Here is an 18,048-nt window from a genome sequence, read left to right on the forward strand (position 1 = left end):
AGGTGTGTGATCGCGAAAGGGGCTGGTGGTCGTGCCGGAGCTGAGAGCCTGGCGGGCCGCGAGACCGCGCCTGGCCCGTCTCGCACGGGCCGCACGGCCGCGGCTCGTACGGGCCGCGCGGGCCGTGAAACCGCGGGTCGCGCGACTCGCGGGGGCCGCCGGGACGCGGCTCGCCGAGCCGCGGACCTGGCAGTACACCGCGGGTGCCGCCACGGCCGGGCTCGCGCTCGCCGCCGGTGCGGTGACCGCCGCCGGACCCTGGGACTCCTCCGGCCAGCGTACGGCCGAGCGGGACCGGGCCGTGGCCCTGGAGCGCGCGGGTGGCGCAGATCACGGTCGCCGGTCCGGTATGCCGGATCCGTCGGACGCGTCCGATGTGCCCGGATCCGTGTCCGGCGGCGGGGCGAAGCCCGCGCCCAGCGCCGTTCCGGTGCTCGTGGGTCTCGGCGGCTCCGGAGACCCGGCGCGGCCGGCGTCGGACGCCTCCGCCGTCGCGGCCGCCCTGGACCCGCTGGTGCGGGACGCCGCTCTCGGCAGCCGCCGGGCGGCCGCCGTCGTCGACGTCACCACCGGCGAGCGGCTCTACGGCCAGAGCGCCGGCGACCCGCACGTCCCCGCCTCCACCACCAAGATCGCCACCGCCGTCGCCGCGCTGTCCGCCCTCGGCCCCGACCACCGGCTCACCACCCGCGCCGCCCTGGAACCCGGTACCGGGAAACTCGTCCTGATCGGCGGCGGCGACCCCACGCTCACCGCCCGCAAGGACGCCGGGAACCTGGCGAGCCTGCGCACCCTCGCCGCCGACACGGCGACCGCGCTGACCAGGCGTCATGTGACCGAGGTGACACTCTCCTACGACACCAGCCTGTACGCCGGTGCCCTCCTGCACCCCATCGGCGTGAACGACAACCTGGCCCCGGTCAGCGCCCTGATGGCCGACGAGGGCCGCATCGGCGACTCGACCAGCGGCCCGGCCCCGCGCGTGGCCGACCCGGCGGCGGAGGCGGCCCGCGCCTTCGCCGACCTGCTGTCCGGCCACGGCGTCCGGGCCACGGTCGCCGGTACGGCGGAGGCCACCGGCCGCGCGGAGACCCTGGCCACCGTCTCCTCGCCCCCGCTGTCGAGCCTGGTCGAACGGATGCTCACCAACAGCGACAACGACATCGCCGAGGCCCTGGCCCGCCAGACGGCCGCCGCGACGGGCGGACGGCCGGACTTCGCCGGGGGCGCCGCCGCGATCACCGCCCAGCTGAAGAAGCTCGACCTGCCCCTGACGGGCGCCGACTTCCACGACGGCAGCGGACTCGACCGCGCCGACCGGCTCACCGCGGACCTGCTCACGGCCCTGCTGGCCAAGGCGGCCGACCCGGCAGGCCCCGGACTCCGCCCGGTCCTCACCGGCCTCCCCGTCGCCGGCTTCACCGGCACCCTGACCAGCCGCTACACGGACGGCGCGGCCGGGCTCGTACGGGCCAAGACGGGCACGCTGACGGGCGTCAACACCCTCGCGGGCACGGTCGTCGCCCGCAACGGCCACCTCCTGGCCTTCGCCTTCCTCGCGGAAGACACCACGGCCCCGCAAGCAGCGCAGAGGGCCCTGGACCACGCGGCCACCACCTTGGCGACGTGCACCTGCGCCTGACACGGCCCTGCCCACGACCGGCCCCGGCCGGTTCGGCACGCCTGTGGCGTACTGGCCGTGGCCGGAACACGAAGGACACATCCGCCCAGCGTCACGGCCTGCCCGGAGTGGCGGGGCTCACGTACCGTTGACACATGACGAGCATCGGTGGTGCGGCAAGTTCCGGGATGGTCGACTGGAATCTCGCGGTCGCGACCGCGACCCGACTGGTGCGACCGGGGCCCGAGGTGAGCCGGGACGAGGCACGGGCCGTCGTCGCGGAGCTGCGCCGGCACGCCAAGGCGTCCGAGGGGCATGTCCGCGGCTTCACCCGCCTGGGTACGCGCGAGGCCCACGACACCCCTGTTCTCGTGGTCGACCGCCCCGGCTGGGTCCGGGCGAACGTCGCCGGGTTCCGGGAGATCCTCAAACCGCTCCTGGACAAGATGCAGGAGCGGCGCGGCGGCACCCCCGGCGGCGCGGTCCTCGGCACCGTCGGCGGCAAGGTCACCGGCGTGGAACTCGGGATGCTGCTGTCCTTCCTCGCCTCCCGCGTCCTCGGCCAGTACGAGACCTTCGCGCCCGCCGCCCGCGACCTGCCGGCCGGCGGTTCCCCCGACTCGCCCGGCGGCGGCCGGTTGCTGCTCGTCGCCCCCAACATCGTCCACGTCGAGCGCGAACTCGACGTCGACCCCCACGACTTCCGCCTGTGGGTCTGCCTGCACGAGGAGACGCACCGCACGCAGTTCACCGCCGTGCCCTGGCTGCGCGACCACCTGGAGGGCGAGATCCAGTCCTTCCTGGCGGAGACGGACGTCGACCCCATGGCGCTCCTGGAACGCATCCGCGAGGCCGCCCAGTCCCTGGCCGGCGGCCGTCCCGAGGCCGAGGAGGGCGACGGCGGCCACTCCCTGGTCGAGATGGTCCAGTCCCCGGCCCAGCGCGAGATCCTCGGCCGCCTCACCGCCGTGATGTCCCTCCTGGAGGGCCACGCCGACTTCGTGATGGACGGCGTCGGCCCGGACGTCGTGTCGACCGTGGCGGAGATCCGCGAGAAGTTCCAGCAGCGTCGCGCCAAGGGCGCCTCCCGCCTGGACGTGGCCCTGCGCAAGCTGCTCGGCCTGGACGCCAAGCTGCGCCAGTACCGCGACGGCGAGCGGTTCGTGCGCGCCGTCGTCGAGCAGGTCGGCATGGACGGCTTCAACCGGGTGTGGACCTCCCCCAACACCCTCCCCACCAAGGGAGAGATCTCGAAGCCGGCGGACTGGATCGCCCGGGTGCACCGCAGGGCCGAACCGTGACCATGTGTGCGATGCCCGGAAGAGGAACCGGCAGAGAAATCCGGCCTACGGCAGGCGAACGCCGCTTCAATCACTCGTCCGAGGGACCGTGGGCCATGCGTAGGCGTGCAATGCTCGGGGAACGGCCTGTTTCTGTCACCATCGACGCACTCTGAGTGACCGATATCGGGCTCACCCCCCGAAGACTCCGTGAAGGGAACCGGACATGGGTCCCCATCCTGCGGTCGCGGCGATACGCCTGGCGGTACGCCGCGTCCTCCACGACATCCTCGACGAACAGCTCTCGCCCCACCCCGCGCAAGCGGCCCCGCACGCCCGGCCGGGCCCCCTGGCCGCGCAGCTCCCCGGGCAGCCCCCGCTCGGCGCGTCGACGCCGGGCCGCGTCCGGGCGACCGCCGAGCGGGCCTTCCACGGCGCGCCGGCCGCGCATGCATCGGCGGCGCACAGCGCACCGGACACCCCGGGCACACTGGACACACAGGCCGCACCGGACACATCGGCCCCCCAGGAGCGGCCGCCGTCGCCGCTCGTGCTCGTGGCCTGCTCCGGCGGCGCCGACTCCATGGCGCTCGCCTCCGCCCTCGCCTTCGAGGCGCCCAGGCTCGGCGTCCGGGCCGGCGGCGTCACCGTCGACCACGGCCTGCAGGCCGGCTCCGACGTGCGCGCCGAGGAGGTCGCCCAGCGGCTGCGCGTCCTCGGCCTCGATCCGGTCGAGGCCGTCGCCGTCACCGTCGGGCGCGACGGCGGACCGGAAGCCGCCGCCCGCGACGCCCGCTACGCCGCCCTGGACGCCGCCGCCGAGCGCCACGGGGCCCACGCCGTCCTGCTCGGCCACACCCGGGACGACCAGGCCGAGACGGTGCTCCTCGGTCTCGCCCGCGGCTCCGGCATCCGCTCCCTGTCGGGAATGGCCGCGGTCTCGGGGGCCGGCGGCCGTTACCGCCGCCCCTTCCTGCACATCGACCGGCAGACCGCCCGCAAGGCCTGCATGGTCCAGTCGCTGCCCGTCTGGGACGATCCGCACAACACCGACCCGGCCTACACCCGCTCCCGGCTGCGCCACGAGGGTCTCCCGGCCCTGGAGAAGGCCCTCGGCAAGGGCGTGGTGGAGGCCCTCGCGCGCACCGCCCAGCTCTCCCGCGACGACGCCGACGCCCTCGACGCCTGGGCCGGCCAGGCCGAGGCCACCGTCCGCGACGACGCCGGCCGCCTGGAATGCGCCAAGCTGTACGCCCTGCCCCCCGCCGTACGCCGCCGCATCCTGCGCCGTGCCGCCATCGACGCCGGCGCCCCGGCCGGGTCGCTGTTCGCCCGGCACATCGAGGAGGTCGACCGGCTGATCACCGGTTGGCGCGGTCAGAAGGCCATCAACCTGCCCGGCAGGGTGGTCGCCCAGCGGCAGGGTGGCAGACTGGTGATTCGGCAAGGCTGATTCGGGCCCCTCCCGCCGGCCCGCTGACGCGGAGTCCGGAGGAGGGCCGTCGAGGCCGGTGAGACGACCGAAAGTGATGCGGGTGGACGCGAAAGACATGGGTGCCGACCTCGAGAAGGTGCTCATCACCAAGGAAGAGATCGACGCGAAGCTGGCCGAGCTGGCGGCGAAGATCGACGCGGAGTACGCGGGCAAGGACCTGCTGATCGTCGGCGTCCTCAAGGGCGCGGTGATGGTCATGGCGGATCTCGCCCGGGCGCTGTCCACCCCCCTCACCATGGACTGGATGGCCGTGTCCTCCTACGGCGCGGGCACCCAGTCCTCCGGCGTGGTGCGGATCCTCAAGGATCTCGACACCGACATCAAGGGCCGGCACGTCCTGATCGTCGAGGACATCATCGACTCCGGCCTGACCCTCTCCTGGCTGATCTCCAACCTCGGTTCGCGGGAGCCCGCCTCGCTGAACGTGTGCACGCTGCTGCGCAAGCCCGAGGCCGCGAAGGTCGCCATCGACGTGGAGTGGGTCGGTTTCGACATCCCGAACGAGTTCGTGGTCGGCTATGGCCTGGACTACGCCGAGAAGTACCGGAACCTGCCGTTCGTCGGTACGCTCGCACCCCACGTCTACGGCGGCTGACCCCGAAGGGCGCAAGCGCGGAGCGTGATCGGGAACCCCGGCGGCGCCGGAGCCGTTGGAGCAAGCAGACGGGTACGTCGGCCCTACCGTGCGGCTTCGAGCCCCGATGCTGGGGTACCGTCAGAAGAACTGTCTTATCAAACTCACTGTGGCAGGAGGGACGGGGCGGCACCGCTCCGTATGGATGGACGTGAAGCGATACTTCCGTGGGCCGGTCATGTGGATCGTGCTGGCCGTCCTTGCCGTGGTCGTGTTGATGAATGTCGTCGGTCAGTCCGGCGGCTACAAGACGGTTGACACGGGCAAGGTCGTTGCGGCGATCAATGACAACAGGGTCCAGCAGGCCAAGCTGGTCACGGGCGACGAGCAGACCATCAAGGTCGAGCTCAAGGACGGCCAGAAGGTCGACGGCAGCTCGAAGATCCAGGCGAGCTACATCGGCGACCAGGGCGTGACCATCGCCAACACGCTGCAGACCAAGTACCAGGACAAGCAGATCCCGAAGGGCTACACGGTCTCGCCGTCGAAGCAGAGCCCCTTCGTCGGCATCCTGCTCACGCTGCTCCCCTTCGTCCTCATCGTGGTCGTCTTCCTGTTCCTGATGAATCAGATGCAGGGCGGCGGCTCCCGGGTGATGAACTTCGGCAAGTCGAAGGCCAAGCTCATCACCAAGGACACCCCCAAGACGACGTTCTCGGACGTGGCGGGTGCGGACGAGGCCGTCGAGGAGCTCCACGAGATCAAGGAGTTCCTCCAGGAGCCGGCCAAGTTCCAGGCCGTCGGGGCGAAGATCCCCAAGGGCGTGCTGCTCTACGGCCCGCCCGGCACCGGCAAGACCCTGCTCGCGCGCGCCGTCGCGGGCGAGGCGGGCGTGCCGTTCTACTCGATCTCCGGTTCCGACTTCGTCGAGATGTTCGTCGGTGTCGGCGCCTCCCGCGTCCGCGACCTGTTCGAGCAGGCCAAGGCGAACGCTCCGGCGATCGTCTTCGTCGACGAGATCGACGCGGTCGGCCGCCACCGCGGCGCCGGCCTCGGCGGCGGTCACGACGAGCGCGAGCAGACGCTGAACCAGCTTCTGGTCGAGATGGACGGCTTCGACGTCAAGGGCGGCGTGATCCTGATCGCGGCCACCAACCGGCCCGACATCCTCGACCCGGCGCTGCTGCGTCCGGGCCGCTTCGACCGGCAGATCGCCGTGGACCGCCCCGACATGCAGGGCCGTCTGGAGATCCTCAAGGTCCACCAGAAGGGCAAGCCGGTCGCGCCCGACGTCGACCTGTCCGCCGTCGCCCGCCGCACCCCCGGCTTCACGGGTGCCGATCTGTCCAACGTCCTGAACGAGGCCGCGCTGCTCACGGCCCGCAGTGACAAGAAGCTGATCGACAACCACATGCTGGACGAGGCGATCGACCGCGTGGTCGCGGGCCCGCAGAAGCGGACCCGGATCATGTCGGACAAGGAGAAGAAGATCACCGCGTACCACGAGGGCGGTCACGCCCTGGTCGCGGCGGCCTCGCCGAACTCCGACCCGGTCCACAAGATCACGATCCTGTCCCGCGGCCGGGCCCTCGGCTACACGATGGTCCTGCCCGACGAGGACAAGTACTCCACGACCCGCAACGAGATGCTGGACCAGCTCGCCTACATGCTGGGCGGCCGCGCGGCCGAGGAGCTGGTCTTCCACGACCCGACCACGGGCGCGGCGAACGACATCGAGAAGGCCACCACCACGGCCCGCGCGATGGTCACCCAGTACGGCATGACCGAGCGTCTGGGCGCGATCAAGTTCGGCGGCGACAACACCGAGCCGTTCCTCGGCCGTGAGATGGCTCACCAGCGCGACTACTCGGAAGAGGTCGCCGCGCTGGTGGACGAGGAAGTCAAGAAGCTCATCGAGAACGCGCACAACGAGGCCTGGGAGATCCTGGTCGAGAACCGCGACGTGCTCGACAACCTGGTCCTGGCCCTCCTGGAGAAGGAGACCCTGGGCAAGGAGGAGATCGCCGAGATCTTCGCGCCGATCGTCAAGCGGCCCCCGCGGCCCGCCTGGACCGGCTCCTCCCGCCGGACCCCGTCCACCCGCCCGCCGGTGCTCTCCCCGAAGGAGCTTGCGCTGACGAACGGGGCCAACGGCTCGACGGCGGCGATCAGCACCGTCAAGTCGACGGCGACGGAGCACGCCCCGGCCACGGAGCAGGTGCCGGAGGACCGTCCGGACAACTGACCGGACCCCCGCGCACGGGCCACCGGCCCCGGAATGCATGCCGCGTCCCCCAGGTTCTAGCCTGGGGGACGCGGCATTTCGCATGTCCGCAGATCAGACACACAGGAACGAGGCTTCACATGACCGACCCCGTGACGCTGGACGGCGAGGGCTTCCTCGGTGAGTTCGACGAGAAGCGCGCCGAGAACGCCGTTCGCGAACTCCTCATCGCGGTCGGCGAGGACCCGGACCGTGAAGGTCTGCGGGAGACACCGGGACGGGTGGCCCGGGCGTACAAGGAGATATTCGCGGGACTGTGGCAGCAGCCCGAGGACGTCCTGACGACGACGTTCGACCTCGGTCATGACGAGATGGTGCTGGTCAAGGACATCGAGGTGTTCTCGACCTGCGAGCACCACCTCGTGCCGTTCCGGGGTGTCGCGCACGTCGGCTACATCCCGTCCACCAGCGGGAAGATCACGGGCCTCTCGAAGCTGGCCCGGCTCGTGGACGTCTACGCCCGCCGCCCGCAGGTGCAGGAGCGGCTCACCACCCAGATCGCGGACTCGCTGATGGAGATCCTGGAGCCGCGCGGTGTGATCGTCGTAGTGGAGTGCGAGCACATGTGCATGTCGATGCGGGGCATCCGCAAGCCCGGAGCGAAGACCATCACCTCGGCGGTGCGCGGTCAGCTGCGGGACGCGGCGACGCGGAACGAGGCGATGAGCCTCATCATGGCGCGCTGACGCGCACGGCGCCCGGCCGCGCCCGCTCGCTCACCCGCGTACGGCGCTCGCCGGGCTCATGCCGTCGGCTGCGCCCCCGGCGGGTTCTGGTCGTCGTCCTCCGGGAGCTTGCAGACCCGTTCGAGGAACACGGCCGCCGCTATCACCGCGATCCCGGCGAGGACCGAGAAACCGGCGTAGAAGGCCTGGTCGCGGCGGGCGGGGATGTCGAGGAGCTCCAGCAGGGCGACGCACGTGCCGCCGTACATGCCGGCGACGAGGGCGGCGACCAGAGCGCTGGCCTGGCCGAAGACGACCGCGCGGGCGGCCATCATGGGGTCGACCCCCTTCGCGCCGGGCCGGCGCTCGCGCTGCGCCTTCAGCCGGGCCCGCAGGGAGAGCGCCGTGGCCAGCAGGACCGCGGCGATCAGGGCGAGGACGATGGGGGCGGCCAGCGGCACGCCGGGGAGGGTCCCCACCGCGGTCCACAGCCGGGCGCCCGCCCAGGACAGGACTCCGGCGACGACGAACACGCCTGCCAGCACCCTGATACGCAGCTCTCTCACGGTGTCCCTTCAGCTCCCCCGGACCGGGGCCGGTCGCAGACCTTGCGTCGCCCTGACCTTAACGACTACTCGGGCAGCCGGAGTTCCAGGTCCGCCCGCGGCTCGACGCCTTCCCGGGTGAGCGCGGTCAGCAGATCGGCCACCGCGCCCCGGCCCGGGAGCTGAGCCTCCGGGTCCACGTCGTGCCACGGGGCGAGGACGAAGGCGCGCTCGTGGGCGCGCGGGTGAGGGAGCGTCAGCACCGGGTCGTCGGAGACGTGCTCCGCGTAGGCGACGATGTCGACGTCGAGGGTGCGCGGGCCCCAGCGCTCGTCGCGGACCCGGCTGAAGGCCTCCTCGACGGCGTGGGCGCGCTCCAGCAGGGACGACGGCGGCAGCGTGGTCTTCAGGACGACCACCGCGTTGAAGTACGACGGCTGCGAGCCGGGCTCGACGCCCCACGGCTCGGTCTCGTAGACCGGGGAGACGGCCTTGACGCGGACGCCGGGGGTGTCCTCCAGGGCGTCGACGGCACCCTGGAGGGTCTCCAGGCGGTTGCCGAGGTTGGAGCCGATCGAGATCACGGCTCGCTTGGGGTTCTGCAGCGTGGTGTCGGCCGCGTCGACCTTCTCGACGACCGAGGCGGGCACCGGCTGGACGGTCGGGTCGGTGGGCCCTTTGGTGAAAGGCGCGTTCATACTCGGCTCCGGGTGATGGTGACGGTCACGTCGTCGAAGGGCACGGTGATCGGGGCGTCCGGCTTGTGGACGCACACCTCGACCTCCAGGACCCCCTCGTGCTTCAGACAGACCTGGGCGATGCGCTCGGCGAGCGTCTCGATGAGGTTCACGGGCTCGCCCTCCACCACGGCCACGACCTCCTCGGCCACGATGCCGTAGTGCACGGTCTTCGCCAGGTCGTCGTCGGCCGCGGCCGGCCGGGTGTCGACTCCCAGGACGATGTCCACGAGGAAGGTCTGGCCCTCCTCGCGTTCCTTGGGGAACACACCGTGGTGCCCGCGGGCCCTCAGGCCGCGCAGCGCGACACGATCCACGCGAATCACTCCTGCAATCGTCGGCGGCGACCGGTCCCTGCCGCGTGCGGGCGGCACACCGGCCTGGCACGAATCTACCTGCGGGCACTGACGGGGCCGGGCCTCGGGGAGGCGGGGCGAGCCGTGCCCGGCAGGTTTCATCGTGTGTTTCCCCTGGAGAACCCGGTTGCTCACGGACCGGTGGGCGGCCCTTTTCCCGAAGTCCGTGATTCCGGCCACTCCGCGTTCCTGCCCCGGGCGCCTACCCACTCAGGCGGGTGTGTCGTCGTCCTCGGCACCGTCGTTTTCGGCCAGAACGGGCGAGGCGTGGTGGGACCAGAGCTTCCAGCCGAGGCCGGTGCGGCGGAACACGTTGGTGGCGACGACGAGCTGTCCCACCAGCGGGCCGAGCTCGCCGCCGGCCGCCGGGGCGGGGCCACCGCTGAGGATGTTCTCCGTGCAGTTCACCAGGGCGGTGTCGCCGGTCACCGAGACGTGCACGTCGGTGAGGAAGAACTGGATGTAGTCGGTGTTCGCCATGATCAGCGCGTAGGAGCGCAGCACCTCTCCGCGGCCGGTGAGCACCGGCCAGCCGGGGTGCACGCAGGAGACCACGCCGGTGTCGGCCGGGTCGTGGTACTCCTCGTCGACGCCCAGGTCGGCGGGGGTGAGCCAGAGCGAGGACAGCTCCTCGAAGTCACCCCGCTCCAGGGCCTCGTAGTAGGCGGTGTTGGCGGCCTCCACCTGCTCGACGTCGGTGTGGGGCGCGCTCACCGGTCACCTTCGGCGGGCCCGTGCGCTTCCCGTCTGCCGTCCGCCCGCGCATCCCCGGCGGGGCGCGCCCCGTCCTCCGGTGCGCTCGCGGGGGTGCGTGCCTCTTCGACGGCGCGGGCGACGCGCACCGCGTCCGCCGTGGCGCGGACCTCGTGGACGCGTACGGCCCAGGCGCCTGCGTGCGCGGCGAGGGCGGAGACGGCGGCGGTGGCGGCGTCGCGCTCGCGTGCGGGCGGGGGCGCGCCCTCCGGGCCGGCCAGCACCCGCCCGAGGAACCGCTTGCGGGAGGCGGCGACCAGCACGGGGTGGCCGAGCCCGCGGAGGCGGTCGAGGTGGGCCAGGAGCGCGAGGTCGTGCCCGGCCTCCTTGGAGAAGCCGAGGCCGGGGTCGACGACGACGCGGTCGGCGGCGACCCCGCCCTCCAGGACGGCCTCCACGCGCGCGTGCAGTTCGTCGACGACCTCGGTGACGACGTCCTCGTACACCCCGCGGACGTTGCCGCCCTCCAGGAAGCCGCGCCAGTGCATCACGACGAAGGGCGCGCCCGCGTCCGCGACCACGGGGATCATGGCGGGGTCCGCGAGGCCGCCGCTGACGTCGTTGACGAGGGCGGCGCCGGCCGCGAGCGCCTGCTCGGCGACGCGGGCGTGCATGGTGTCGACGGAGATCGTGACGCCCTCGGAGGCGAGGCCGCGCACCACGGGGACGACGCGCCGCAGCTCCTCGGCCTCGTCGACGCGGGTGGCGCCGGGCCGGGTGGACTCGCCGCCGACGTCCACCAGGTCCGCGCCCTGCGCGACCAGATCGAGGCCGTGCTTGACGGCGGTGGTCGTGTCGAACCAGCGGCCTCCGTCGGAGAAGGAGTCGGGGGTCACGTTCACGACCCCCATGACCGCGCACCGCCCCCACGCCGGAAGGCCCGCCACGCGGCCGCGCCCGCTGAAGTTGCTCATACGTTCAGCGTAGGCCCCGCCTTCCGGGCCTTCGTGCCGTGGCCCGGACGGAACCCCCCTGTGCTGGAGGGGATGGGGGTTCCGCCCGGGCCGGTCCTGGGTCATGCCGCGCGGACGTCCGGTTCCGCGACCGAGTGCGCGCAGGCGCTCCGGGCGGCGCTGCGGCGGCGCAGGAAGCGCGGCAGCGGTAGGGCGAGGTCGACGAAGCCCTCGGCCTGCATGGCGGCGAAGCCGATGCGGGGCAGGTCGGAGGAGGCGCGGTAGACGACGAACCGCGGCTCCCAGCGCGGCTGGAACTTGGCGTTGAACTTGTACAGCGACTCGATCTGGAACCAGCGGGAGAGGAAGACCAGCAGCCCGCGCCAGGCGCGCAGCACCGGGCCCGCGCCGATCTTCTCGCCCCGTGCGAGCGCCGAGCGGAACATCGCGAAGTTCAGCGATATGCGGGTGATGCCGAACTTCGGGGCGGCCTGGAGCGCCGCCACGATCAGCAGTTCGTTCATGCCCGGGTCGGCCGAGCGGTCGCGCCGCATCAGGTCCAGGGACACGCCGTCCTCGCCCCAGGGCACGAAGTGCAGGATCGCCTTCAGATCGCCGTACTCGCCCGGTTCCGCGTCCTGCTTGTGCGCGGTGGCGATGAGGCAGTCGCCGTCGGCCGGGTCGCCGATCCGGCCGAGTGCCATGGAGAAGCCGCGTTCGGTGTCGGTGCCGCGCCAGTCCTCGGCGGCCCGCCGGACGCGCTCCAGCTCGGTGCCGCCGAGGTCACGGATGCGCCGCACCCGGGTTTCGTAGCCGGCTCGCTCGATGCGCTTGACCATCTGGCGGACGTTGCGCATCGCGCGTCCGGCGAGCGAGAAATCCGCGACGTCGACCACCGCCTCGTCGCCCAGTTCCAGGGCGTCCAGGCCGGTCTCCCGGGTCCACACCTCGCCGCCGGTCTCGGAGCAGCCCATCACGGCGGGCGTCCAGGAGTGGGCCCTGGCCTCGTCCATGAAACGTTCGATGGCGCCCGGCCAGGCCTCGACGTCGCCGATCGGGTCGCCGCTGGCGAGCATCACGCCGGAGACGACGCGGTAGGTCACCGCCGCCTTGCCGCTCGGGGAGAACACGACGGCCTTGTCGCGGCGCAGCGCGAAGTGGCCGAGGGAGTCGCGGCCGCCGTGCCGGGCCAGCAGCTCGCGCAGCCTGCTCTCGTCCTCCTCGGTCAGGCGTGCCGCCGGGTGCTCGGGGCGGAAGGCCAGGTAGACGGTGGTGACGGCGGTGAGCCAGCCGAGGGCGCCGAGGGAGAAGGCGACGGTCCAGGAGGTGTTGCCCTGGTAGTCCACCGGGCCCTCGAAGCCGATCAGGCCGTAGACGACATGGGTCAGCCGGTCCGCCACGCTGGGGTCGCCGACCATGCGGTGCGTGTGCACGCTGACGATGATCATGCCCAGGGCCAGCGAGCCGGCGCTCATGAGGACGAAGTTGGCCAGCGCCCGCCAGCGGCTGCGCGGGTCCGGCAGCGCGGCGAACTCGGCGCGGTGGATCAGCAGCGGCGCGAGCAGCGCCAGCGAGATGACCACCCCGGCCACGGAGTGCCGGTAGACGAACTCCGCCGCAGCGCCGGCCGGCAGCAGGGCCACGGCCGCGCGCCAGGCCCGGCGCTTGCGCCGCTTCAGGCCGTGTGCGAGCAGCAGCAACAGCACGCCCACGCTGAGCGAGAGCGCCGCGGCGAACGGCCCGAACGAGCCCGGCAGCACCTCGGCCATGGCGTGCATACGGCTGTGCCGGAAGCGCGGGAAGACGCCCGCGGCGATGTCCAGGAGGCCGACGACCGCGCAGGCCCTGGCGACCAGCGCGGGGACGGCCTCGGGGCGCGGGCCGCGCAGTATGCGCCGCACCCTGCTGGATCGGTCCGGAACCCCGTCCGACAATTCCCCATCTATCCTGACAGACATCGCATCCCGTAGTTCTGCGAGAGACCTTGAATCCGGTGCCGATCCGGGCATCCGGCGACATTGCGCCCTCTAGGACGGTGTCTCGGGGAGAGAGGTTCACTCCCCGCCGGAAAGTCGGGTCAAAGGGCAGGGAAAGCCCAGGGCAAGCCCTCGCAAGGAAGCGTCGGTGAGCCCTGCGGCGGGAAGCGCAGGCAGGGAAGCCCATGGGTCTCACGAGCAACAAGGTGCTGGTACTGGCGATCCTCTTCGCCGTGCTGCTGTTCGCCGGCACGGTGTGGCTCTGGCCGCGTCTGGCCCGCCGCAACTGGCGCGCGGTGACCGGACGCGTCGGCATGCTGCTGGCCACCCAGGTGGCGATCTTCGCCTGCGTCGGACTCGCCGCCAACCAGGCCTTCGGGTTCTACGCGAGCTGGGCCGACCTGTTCGGGCGGGAGAACGCGCCGGGGGTCGTCGTCGACGACTCCGCGCACGGCCGCACCAAGGGCCCCCTCCAGGTGATCGGCACCCAGCATGTGCGGCTGGGCGACGGCGACCGGCCCCAGGTCTCGGGCCAGATCCAGCAGGTCGGCATCGTGGGCCGGACGACGCACATCGCCTCGCCCGCGTTCGTCTACCTGCCGCCGGAGTACTTCCAGCCGCAGTACCGGACCCGTACCTTCCCGGCGGCCGTGGTCCTCACCGGCTACCCGGGCACCGCGCAGGCGCTGATCAGCAAGCTGCGCTATCCGCACACCGCGCAGGAGCTGGCCAGGACCGGGCGGGCGCAGCCGATGATCCTGGTGATGCTGCGGCCCACGGTGGCGCCGCCGCGGGACACGGAGTGCGTGGACGTCCCCGGCGGCCCGCAGACCGAGTCGTTCTTCGCGAAGGACCTGCCGGACGCGATCCTCGCGCACTACCGGGTCGGAAGGAAACCGGGCAGCTGGGGCATCGTCGGCGATTCCACGGGCGGTTACTGCGCCCTGAAACTCGCCCTGCACCATCCCGAGGTGTATGCCGCGGGCGCGGGTCTGTCCCCGTACTACAGGGCGCCCATCGATCCGACCACGGGTGATCTTTTCCAGGGGGACAGGAATCTGCGGAACCGCGCCGATCTGCTGTGGAGCGTCAAGCACCTGCCGGCGCCCGACACTTCGCTGCTCGTCACCAGCAGCAGGCTCGGCGAGAACAACTACAGGTCGACGCTCAGGTTCATGGACGCGGTGAAAGCGACCAACAGGACACGGATCGCGTCCATCATCCTCGACAGCGGCGGCCACAACTTCAACACCTGGCGGCGCGAGATCCCGGCTACGTTGCAGTGGATGAGCGGCCTCCTGGGCGACCGCTGAAAATGATCTCGGAAGTGAAGGAAAACGGGGCCGGAACTCCCTCTGGCGAGGGAAGGTTTCGTTATGGCTGTCTTTTTGCGGGGCGGCCCGACATGATTCGCGTACGCGCGGTAAGTTTCTGGCCATGCCACGTGGACGTCACCGCCATTCCCCACCCCTGCACAGGCTGATGCCTTCCTCGGCGATCGCCGGCGTCTCTGTCGTCTGCGCCCTGGGTCCCTGGGCGTTCACCGACGCGGCGGTGCTTCGGTTGCTCGCCGGGACCGCCGCGGTGACCGCCGTACTCGGCGCGATCGTCATGCGCCGCTGGGACGCGCAGGCCGGACGGCGGGTAGCCGACCTCACGCGCGCGCGTGCGAGCGACGAGTGGCGATTCGAGGAACGGATCGCCGAACTCGAGACCGACCTCGAGGAGTCGCGCGAACTGCGCGGCCGCCTGGAGCAGAAGCTGCGCGCCCGGCGCACGGAACTCGCGGGACTGCGCAACGAGCACGCGTCACTGCTGCGGCGGTACGCGACGGCGGAGACCGAACGCGCGAGCGCGCTGGAGGGCCGCCGCCTGCTGGAGATCGAGACCGGCCCCGACGTGCTCGCGCTGCCCGCGGCGGCGGCGGACGCCGCGGACGCGGATGGCGCGGACGCCCCGGACGCCGAGGGTGCCGGGACGCACGAGTCCGCGGCCCCCGCGACCGGGCCCGCCGGGAAGAGGCCGGGGGCCACGGCGCCCGGCGCGTTCTCCCCGGAGGGTTCCGAGCTGTACGTGCGCGCCGAGGCCGCCCTGGCACGGATGGGCAAGGGCGGCGCCCGGACGGCGAGGACGGACGAGGCCGCGAAGACCGGCCCGGCGGAGGAGGCTGACACGGCGTCGGAGACCGACCCGGCGCTGGAAACGGCCCTTCCGGTCGACGGCGACGCCGAGCCGGAGTCCGCGCGGGAGTCCGGGACGGACGAGACGCACGAGCGCGCGGTCGCCATCGACGAGGCGGAGGCGGAGACCGAGTCTGCCGACCAGAAGGAGTCCGCGGAGGCGACCGGGACGACTGAGCCCGCCGAGCCGGCGGACCGGAGTAATCCTGCTGGAACTGCTGAGGCGGCTGTGACCTCGTCGGCCGACGTGTCCGCCGTGGCCGATTCGGGCGAGCAGGCCGCACCGGCCTCCTCCGCACCGGCCGCCTCCGTGCCCGCCCCCGCTGCCGCGCCTGCCCCCGCCCCCTCCGCGCCGGCCCCCTCCGCCAAGGCCGTCGAGTCGGCCAAGCCCTCGACTCGGCTGCCCTCCGGGCACTTCACCGTGCCGACCGCGGTGGCCGTCGTACCGGCCGCGCCCGCGCGGCGCCCGCTGGTCGAGGGCGGCTTCGACTTCTTCGGCACGAAGGCGGACGCGCCGGCCACCGAGCAGGACGCCGTCCGCAACGACGCCCTCGCCGGCGTGGTGGGCCAGGAGTCGCTCGCCCCGCACAAGGCCGAGGCCGAGTCCCAGTACAAGCCGGCCGACGCGCCGGCCGTCGGCCATCAGGTCATCGACCTGACGGCCCACGACGAGACGGAACAGATCAACCTTCCGGGGCTGCGCACCGCGGCCTCCTGACGGCCACCCTCCGCGACGCCGGGCGCCCGCCCGGCGTCGCGCCCGGGCCGGCCACCGGCCGGGTCAGGTCATCCACCGGTCCGGCCGCGCGCTCCGGCGGCCCGTGCGCGACCTCTCGGCCTGGGCCCGCAGCAGCCGCTCGGCCTCCCGCGCGTCCCGCAGCCGGGCCGTCACCGTGTTGCCGGCCCCGTTGTCCACGTGCACGCCGGCGAGGCCCCACACACGCTGCCAGGGCCCCTGCCGCAGCCGTACGCTCTGCACCTTCGCGTGCGGCACCAGCGCGAGCCGGCGCCGCAGCAGCCCGTGCCGCGCGGCGAACACCGCGTCGGTGACGGCGATCCCGTGCCCCCGCCACCACACCGGCGTGCACCACCGGGCGCGCCGCGGCGGCCGGAGCAGGGCGGATGCCTGAGGCACCGTCACCCCGGGCAGGACGCGGGCGATCAGCGACTCGGCGACCTCCCGCGGGGCGACCGGCAGCAGCACGGAGTTCGACGACCCGGCGACGTCCAGCTCGACCCGCACCCAGCCGCGCCACCGCCACAGCAGCGGCTCCACGATCCGCACGGTCTGCACCCGCCCCGGCGGCACCGTCTCGTGCGTGCGGTCCAGCAGTCCCCGGTCGATCCGCAGCCCGTCGGGCGATTCGCCCACCGCCCAGTCGTACTCGGCGGCGAAGCGTCCCGCGCTGTTCGCCACGGCGCTGCCGAGCAGCGGCAGGACGGCGGCGAGTACTGTCCACAGGCTGTGGGTGAACAGCCACAGCAACGGCGGTACGACAGCCGCGGCGACCAGTGACCCCCAGGTCGCTCCGGTCAGCAGCAGCGAGACGGCGATCAGGCGCCCGGGCACGCGGACCAGCTCCCGCGCGGGCGCCTCACCGACCTCGTGCGCCGTCTCGGGCGCGAACCCGGCGGCGCGCGCGAGCAGTTCGGCGCGCAGCGCCCGGGCCTCCTCCTCGCCGAGGAAGGCGAGTTCGTCCTTCTTGTCGGTCCCGACGACGTCGAGCTTCAGCTTGGCCACGCCCGCGACCCGGGCGAGCAGCGGCCGGGTGACGTCGACGGCCTGGATCCGCTCCAGCCGGATGTGCGCGGTGCGGCGGAAGAACAGCCCGGTGCGGATGCGCAGTTCGGTGTCGGTCACCGCGAAGTGCGTGAACCACCAGGACAGAAAGCCGTAGAGGGCGGCCAGGGGTATGACGACCGCGAGCCCGATCACCAGCGTGGTCGTCGTCAGCCGCGTCAGGTGCCGCTGCGCCTGGTCGGGGTCGTGCACGGCCCAGCCCGTGAGCACGGCGACCGGCGCCCACGCCCGTCTCAGGGGCGTGACGGGATGCAGCCGCCGCTCGGTCACGGGCCGCGCGTCACTCATGAACTCTTGGGGTCGCGGCCTGCCCGCGTACGCCCTCCCCGGGTATGACCTCGTCGCCCCCCGCCGACGTCACAGCCCCGCCGATCGTGCCTCGCCGAGTTCGGTGAGCCGGTCGCGCAGCCGTTCCGCCTCGGCCGGGTCGAGGCCGGGGATGGTGGCGTCGGTCGCGGCGGCGGCCGTGTGGAGCTGCACGGTGGCCAGCCCGAAGTGCCGCTCCACGGGCCCCGAGGTGACCTCGACCAGCTGCATCCGCCCGTAGGGCACCACGGTCTCCTCGCGCCACAGCACGCCCCGGCTGATCAGCAGGTCGTCGGCGCGCTCGGCGTACCGCCACGAGCGCCAGTTGCGGCCGAGCAGCACCCAGCCCCACGCCATCAGCGCCAGCGGCAGCAGGGCGAACGCCGCCCAGACGGGACCGGCCAGCAGGCCCGGCAGCAGCCCCGCGGCCAGGGCGAACAGGCCCAGCCACACCACCAGCAGCAGCCGGCGCATCCGCAGCAGGCCGCGCGGCAGCGCCCGCCACGCCGGCTCGTCCCCGGCCGCCGCCCGCTCGTCCTCCCGGCTCCCCGTCTCCATGGGGCAAGCGTACGTACGAGAGAC

General features: G+C 72.7%; 16 protein-coding genes. 8 read left to right on the plus strand and 8 right to left on the minus strand.

Translation table 11 applies throughout. The features are described from left to right. Positions 1 to 25 precede the first annotated feature (25 nt). The 6 genes from dacB (at position 26) to folE (ending at position 7,940) form a co-directional block, all read left to right on the plus strand. Positions 26 to 1,642 carry a D-alanyl-D-alanine carboxypeptidase/D-alanyl-D-alanine-endopeptidase gene (dacB, locus tag ACF09J_RS05830; RefSeq protein WP_392304103.1) on the plus strand — a complete coding sequence of 539 codons (1,617 nt, stop codon included), beginning with the start codon at positions 26 to 28 and terminating at the stop codon, positions 1,640 to 1,642. A gap of 134 nt (positions 1,643 to 1,776) precedes the next feature. After that, on the plus strand, positions 1,777 to 2,922 hold the full coding sequence (locus ACF09J_RS05835; protein WP_392304104.1) for a zinc-dependent metalloprotease: 1,146 nt from the start codon (positions 1,777 to 1,779) through the stop codon (positions 2,920 to 2,922). Positions 2,923 to 3,127: 205 nt separating this feature from the next. After that, on the plus strand, positions 3,128 to 4,354 hold the full coding sequence (gene tilS, locus ACF09J_RS05840; protein ID WP_392304105.1) for a tRNA lysidine(34) synthetase TilS: 1,227 nt from the start codon (positions 3,128 to 3,130) through the stop codon (positions 4,352 to 4,354). A 76-nt stretch (positions 4,355 to 4,430) separates the two neighbouring features. Continuing rightward, complete coding sequence (gene hpt, locus ACF09J_RS05845) at positions 4,431 to 4,991, plus strand: hypoxanthine phosphoribosyltransferase (RefSeq protein WP_392304185.1); 561 nt, start codon at positions 4,431 to 4,433, stop codon at positions 4,989 to 4,991. 184 nt (positions 4,992 to 5,175) lie between these two features. Continuing rightward, positions 5,176 to 7,215: an ATP-dependent zinc metalloprotease FtsH gene (ftsH, locus tag ACF09J_RS05850; RefSeq protein ID WP_392304106.1), complete on the plus strand. Its 2,040-nt coding sequence runs from the start codon at positions 5,176 to 5,178 to the stop codon at positions 7,213 to 7,215. A gap of 119 nt (positions 7,216 to 7,334) precedes the next feature. After that, on the plus strand, positions 7,335 to 7,940 hold the full coding sequence (gene folE, locus ACF09J_RS05855; protein ID WP_141359601.1) for a GTP cyclohydrolase I FolE: 606 nt from the start codon (positions 7,335 to 7,337) through the stop codon (positions 7,938 to 7,940). Positions 7,941 to 7,996: 56 nt separating this feature from the next. Here folE and ACF09J_RS05860 read toward each other — a convergent pair whose 3' ends face one another. The 6 genes from ACF09J_RS05860 to ACF09J_RS05885 all read right to left on the minus strand — a co-directional run bounded on the left by ACF09J_RS05860 (position 7,997) and on the right by ACF09J_RS05885 (position 13,161). After that, positions 7,997 to 8,485 (minus strand): DUF3180 domain-containing protein, encoded by a 489-nt coding sequence (locus ACF09J_RS05860; protein WP_392304107.1) that lies wholly within the window; start codon positions 8,483 to 8,485, stop codon positions 7,997 to 7,999. 65 nt (positions 8,486 to 8,550) lie between these two features. Next, positions 8,551 to 9,162, minus strand: a complete 612-nt coding sequence (gene folK, locus ACF09J_RS05865; protein WP_392304108.1) for a 2-amino-4-hydroxy-6-hydroxymethyldihydropteridine diphosphokinase — start codon at positions 9,160 to 9,162, stop codon at positions 8,551 to 8,553. Next, a complete protein-coding gene (gene folB, locus ACF09J_RS05870) occupies positions 9,159 to 9,518 on the minus strand; it encodes a dihydroneopterin aldolase (protein ID WP_392304109.1) in 360 nt (119 codons plus the stop codon). Before folB ends, folK begins: the two co-directional genes overlap by 4 nt. Before the next feature lie 249 nt (positions 9,519 to 9,767). Then, positions 9,768 to 10,271: a nuclear transport factor 2 family protein gene (locus tag ACF09J_RS05875; RefSeq protein WP_392304110.1), complete on the minus strand. Its 504-nt coding sequence runs from the start codon at positions 10,269 to 10,271 to the stop codon at positions 9,768 to 9,770. After that, positions 10,268 to 11,224, minus strand: a complete 957-nt coding sequence (gene folP, locus ACF09J_RS05880; RefSeq protein WP_392304111.1) for a dihydropteroate synthase — start codon at positions 11,222 to 11,224, stop codon at positions 10,268 to 10,270. Before folP ends, ACF09J_RS05875 begins: the two co-directional genes overlap by 4 nt. 101 nt (positions 11,225 to 11,325) lie before the next feature. Then, complete coding sequence (locus tag ACF09J_RS05885; protein ID WP_392304112.1) at positions 11,326 to 13,161, minus strand: phosphatidylglycerol lysyltransferase domain-containing protein; 1,836 nt, start codon at positions 13,159 to 13,161, stop codon at positions 11,326 to 11,328. A 203-nt stretch (positions 13,162 to 13,364) separates the two neighbouring features. Here ACF09J_RS05885 and ACF09J_RS05890 point away from each other — a divergent pair, with 203 nt between their 5' ends. Together ACF09J_RS05890 and ACF09J_RS05895 are read left to right on the plus strand one after the other, a co-directional pair. Further along, positions 13,365 to 14,492 (plus strand): alpha/beta hydrolase, encoded by a 1,128-nt coding sequence (locus ACF09J_RS05890; protein WP_392304113.1) that lies wholly within the window; start codon positions 13,365 to 13,367, stop codon positions 14,490 to 14,492. A gap of 124 nt (positions 14,493 to 14,616) precedes the next feature. Beyond that, positions 14,617 to 16,077, plus strand: a complete 1,461-nt coding sequence (locus ACF09J_RS05895; RefSeq protein WP_392304114.1) for a hypothetical protein — start codon at positions 14,617 to 14,619, stop codon at positions 16,075 to 16,077. Between the two features lie 63 nt (positions 16,078 to 16,140). Here the strand turns inward: ACF09J_RS05895 and ACF09J_RS05900 are convergent, their stop codons facing one another. Together ACF09J_RS05900 and ACF09J_RS05905 are read right to left on the minus strand one after the other, a co-directional pair. Continuing rightward, a complete protein-coding gene (locus ACF09J_RS05900; RefSeq protein WP_392304115.1) occupies positions 16,141 to 17,448 on the minus strand; it encodes a PH domain-containing protein in 1,308 nt (435 codons plus the stop codon). A 69-nt stretch (positions 17,449 to 17,517) separates the two neighbouring features. Further along, the gene (locus ACF09J_RS05905; RefSeq protein WP_392304116.1) at positions 17,518 to 18,024 is read right to left on the minus strand and encodes a PH domain-containing protein; all 507 of its coding nucleotides are present in this window, start codon (positions 18,022 to 18,024) and stop codon (positions 17,518 to 17,520) included. Between the last annotated feature and the right edge of the window lie 24 nt (positions 18,025 to 18,048).

Source organism: Streptomyces sp. NPDC014889, assembly GCF_043081205.1.
In the GTDB taxonomy this organism is placed as follows: Bacteria; Actinomycetota; Actinomycetes; order Streptomycetales; family Streptomycetaceae; genus Streptomyces.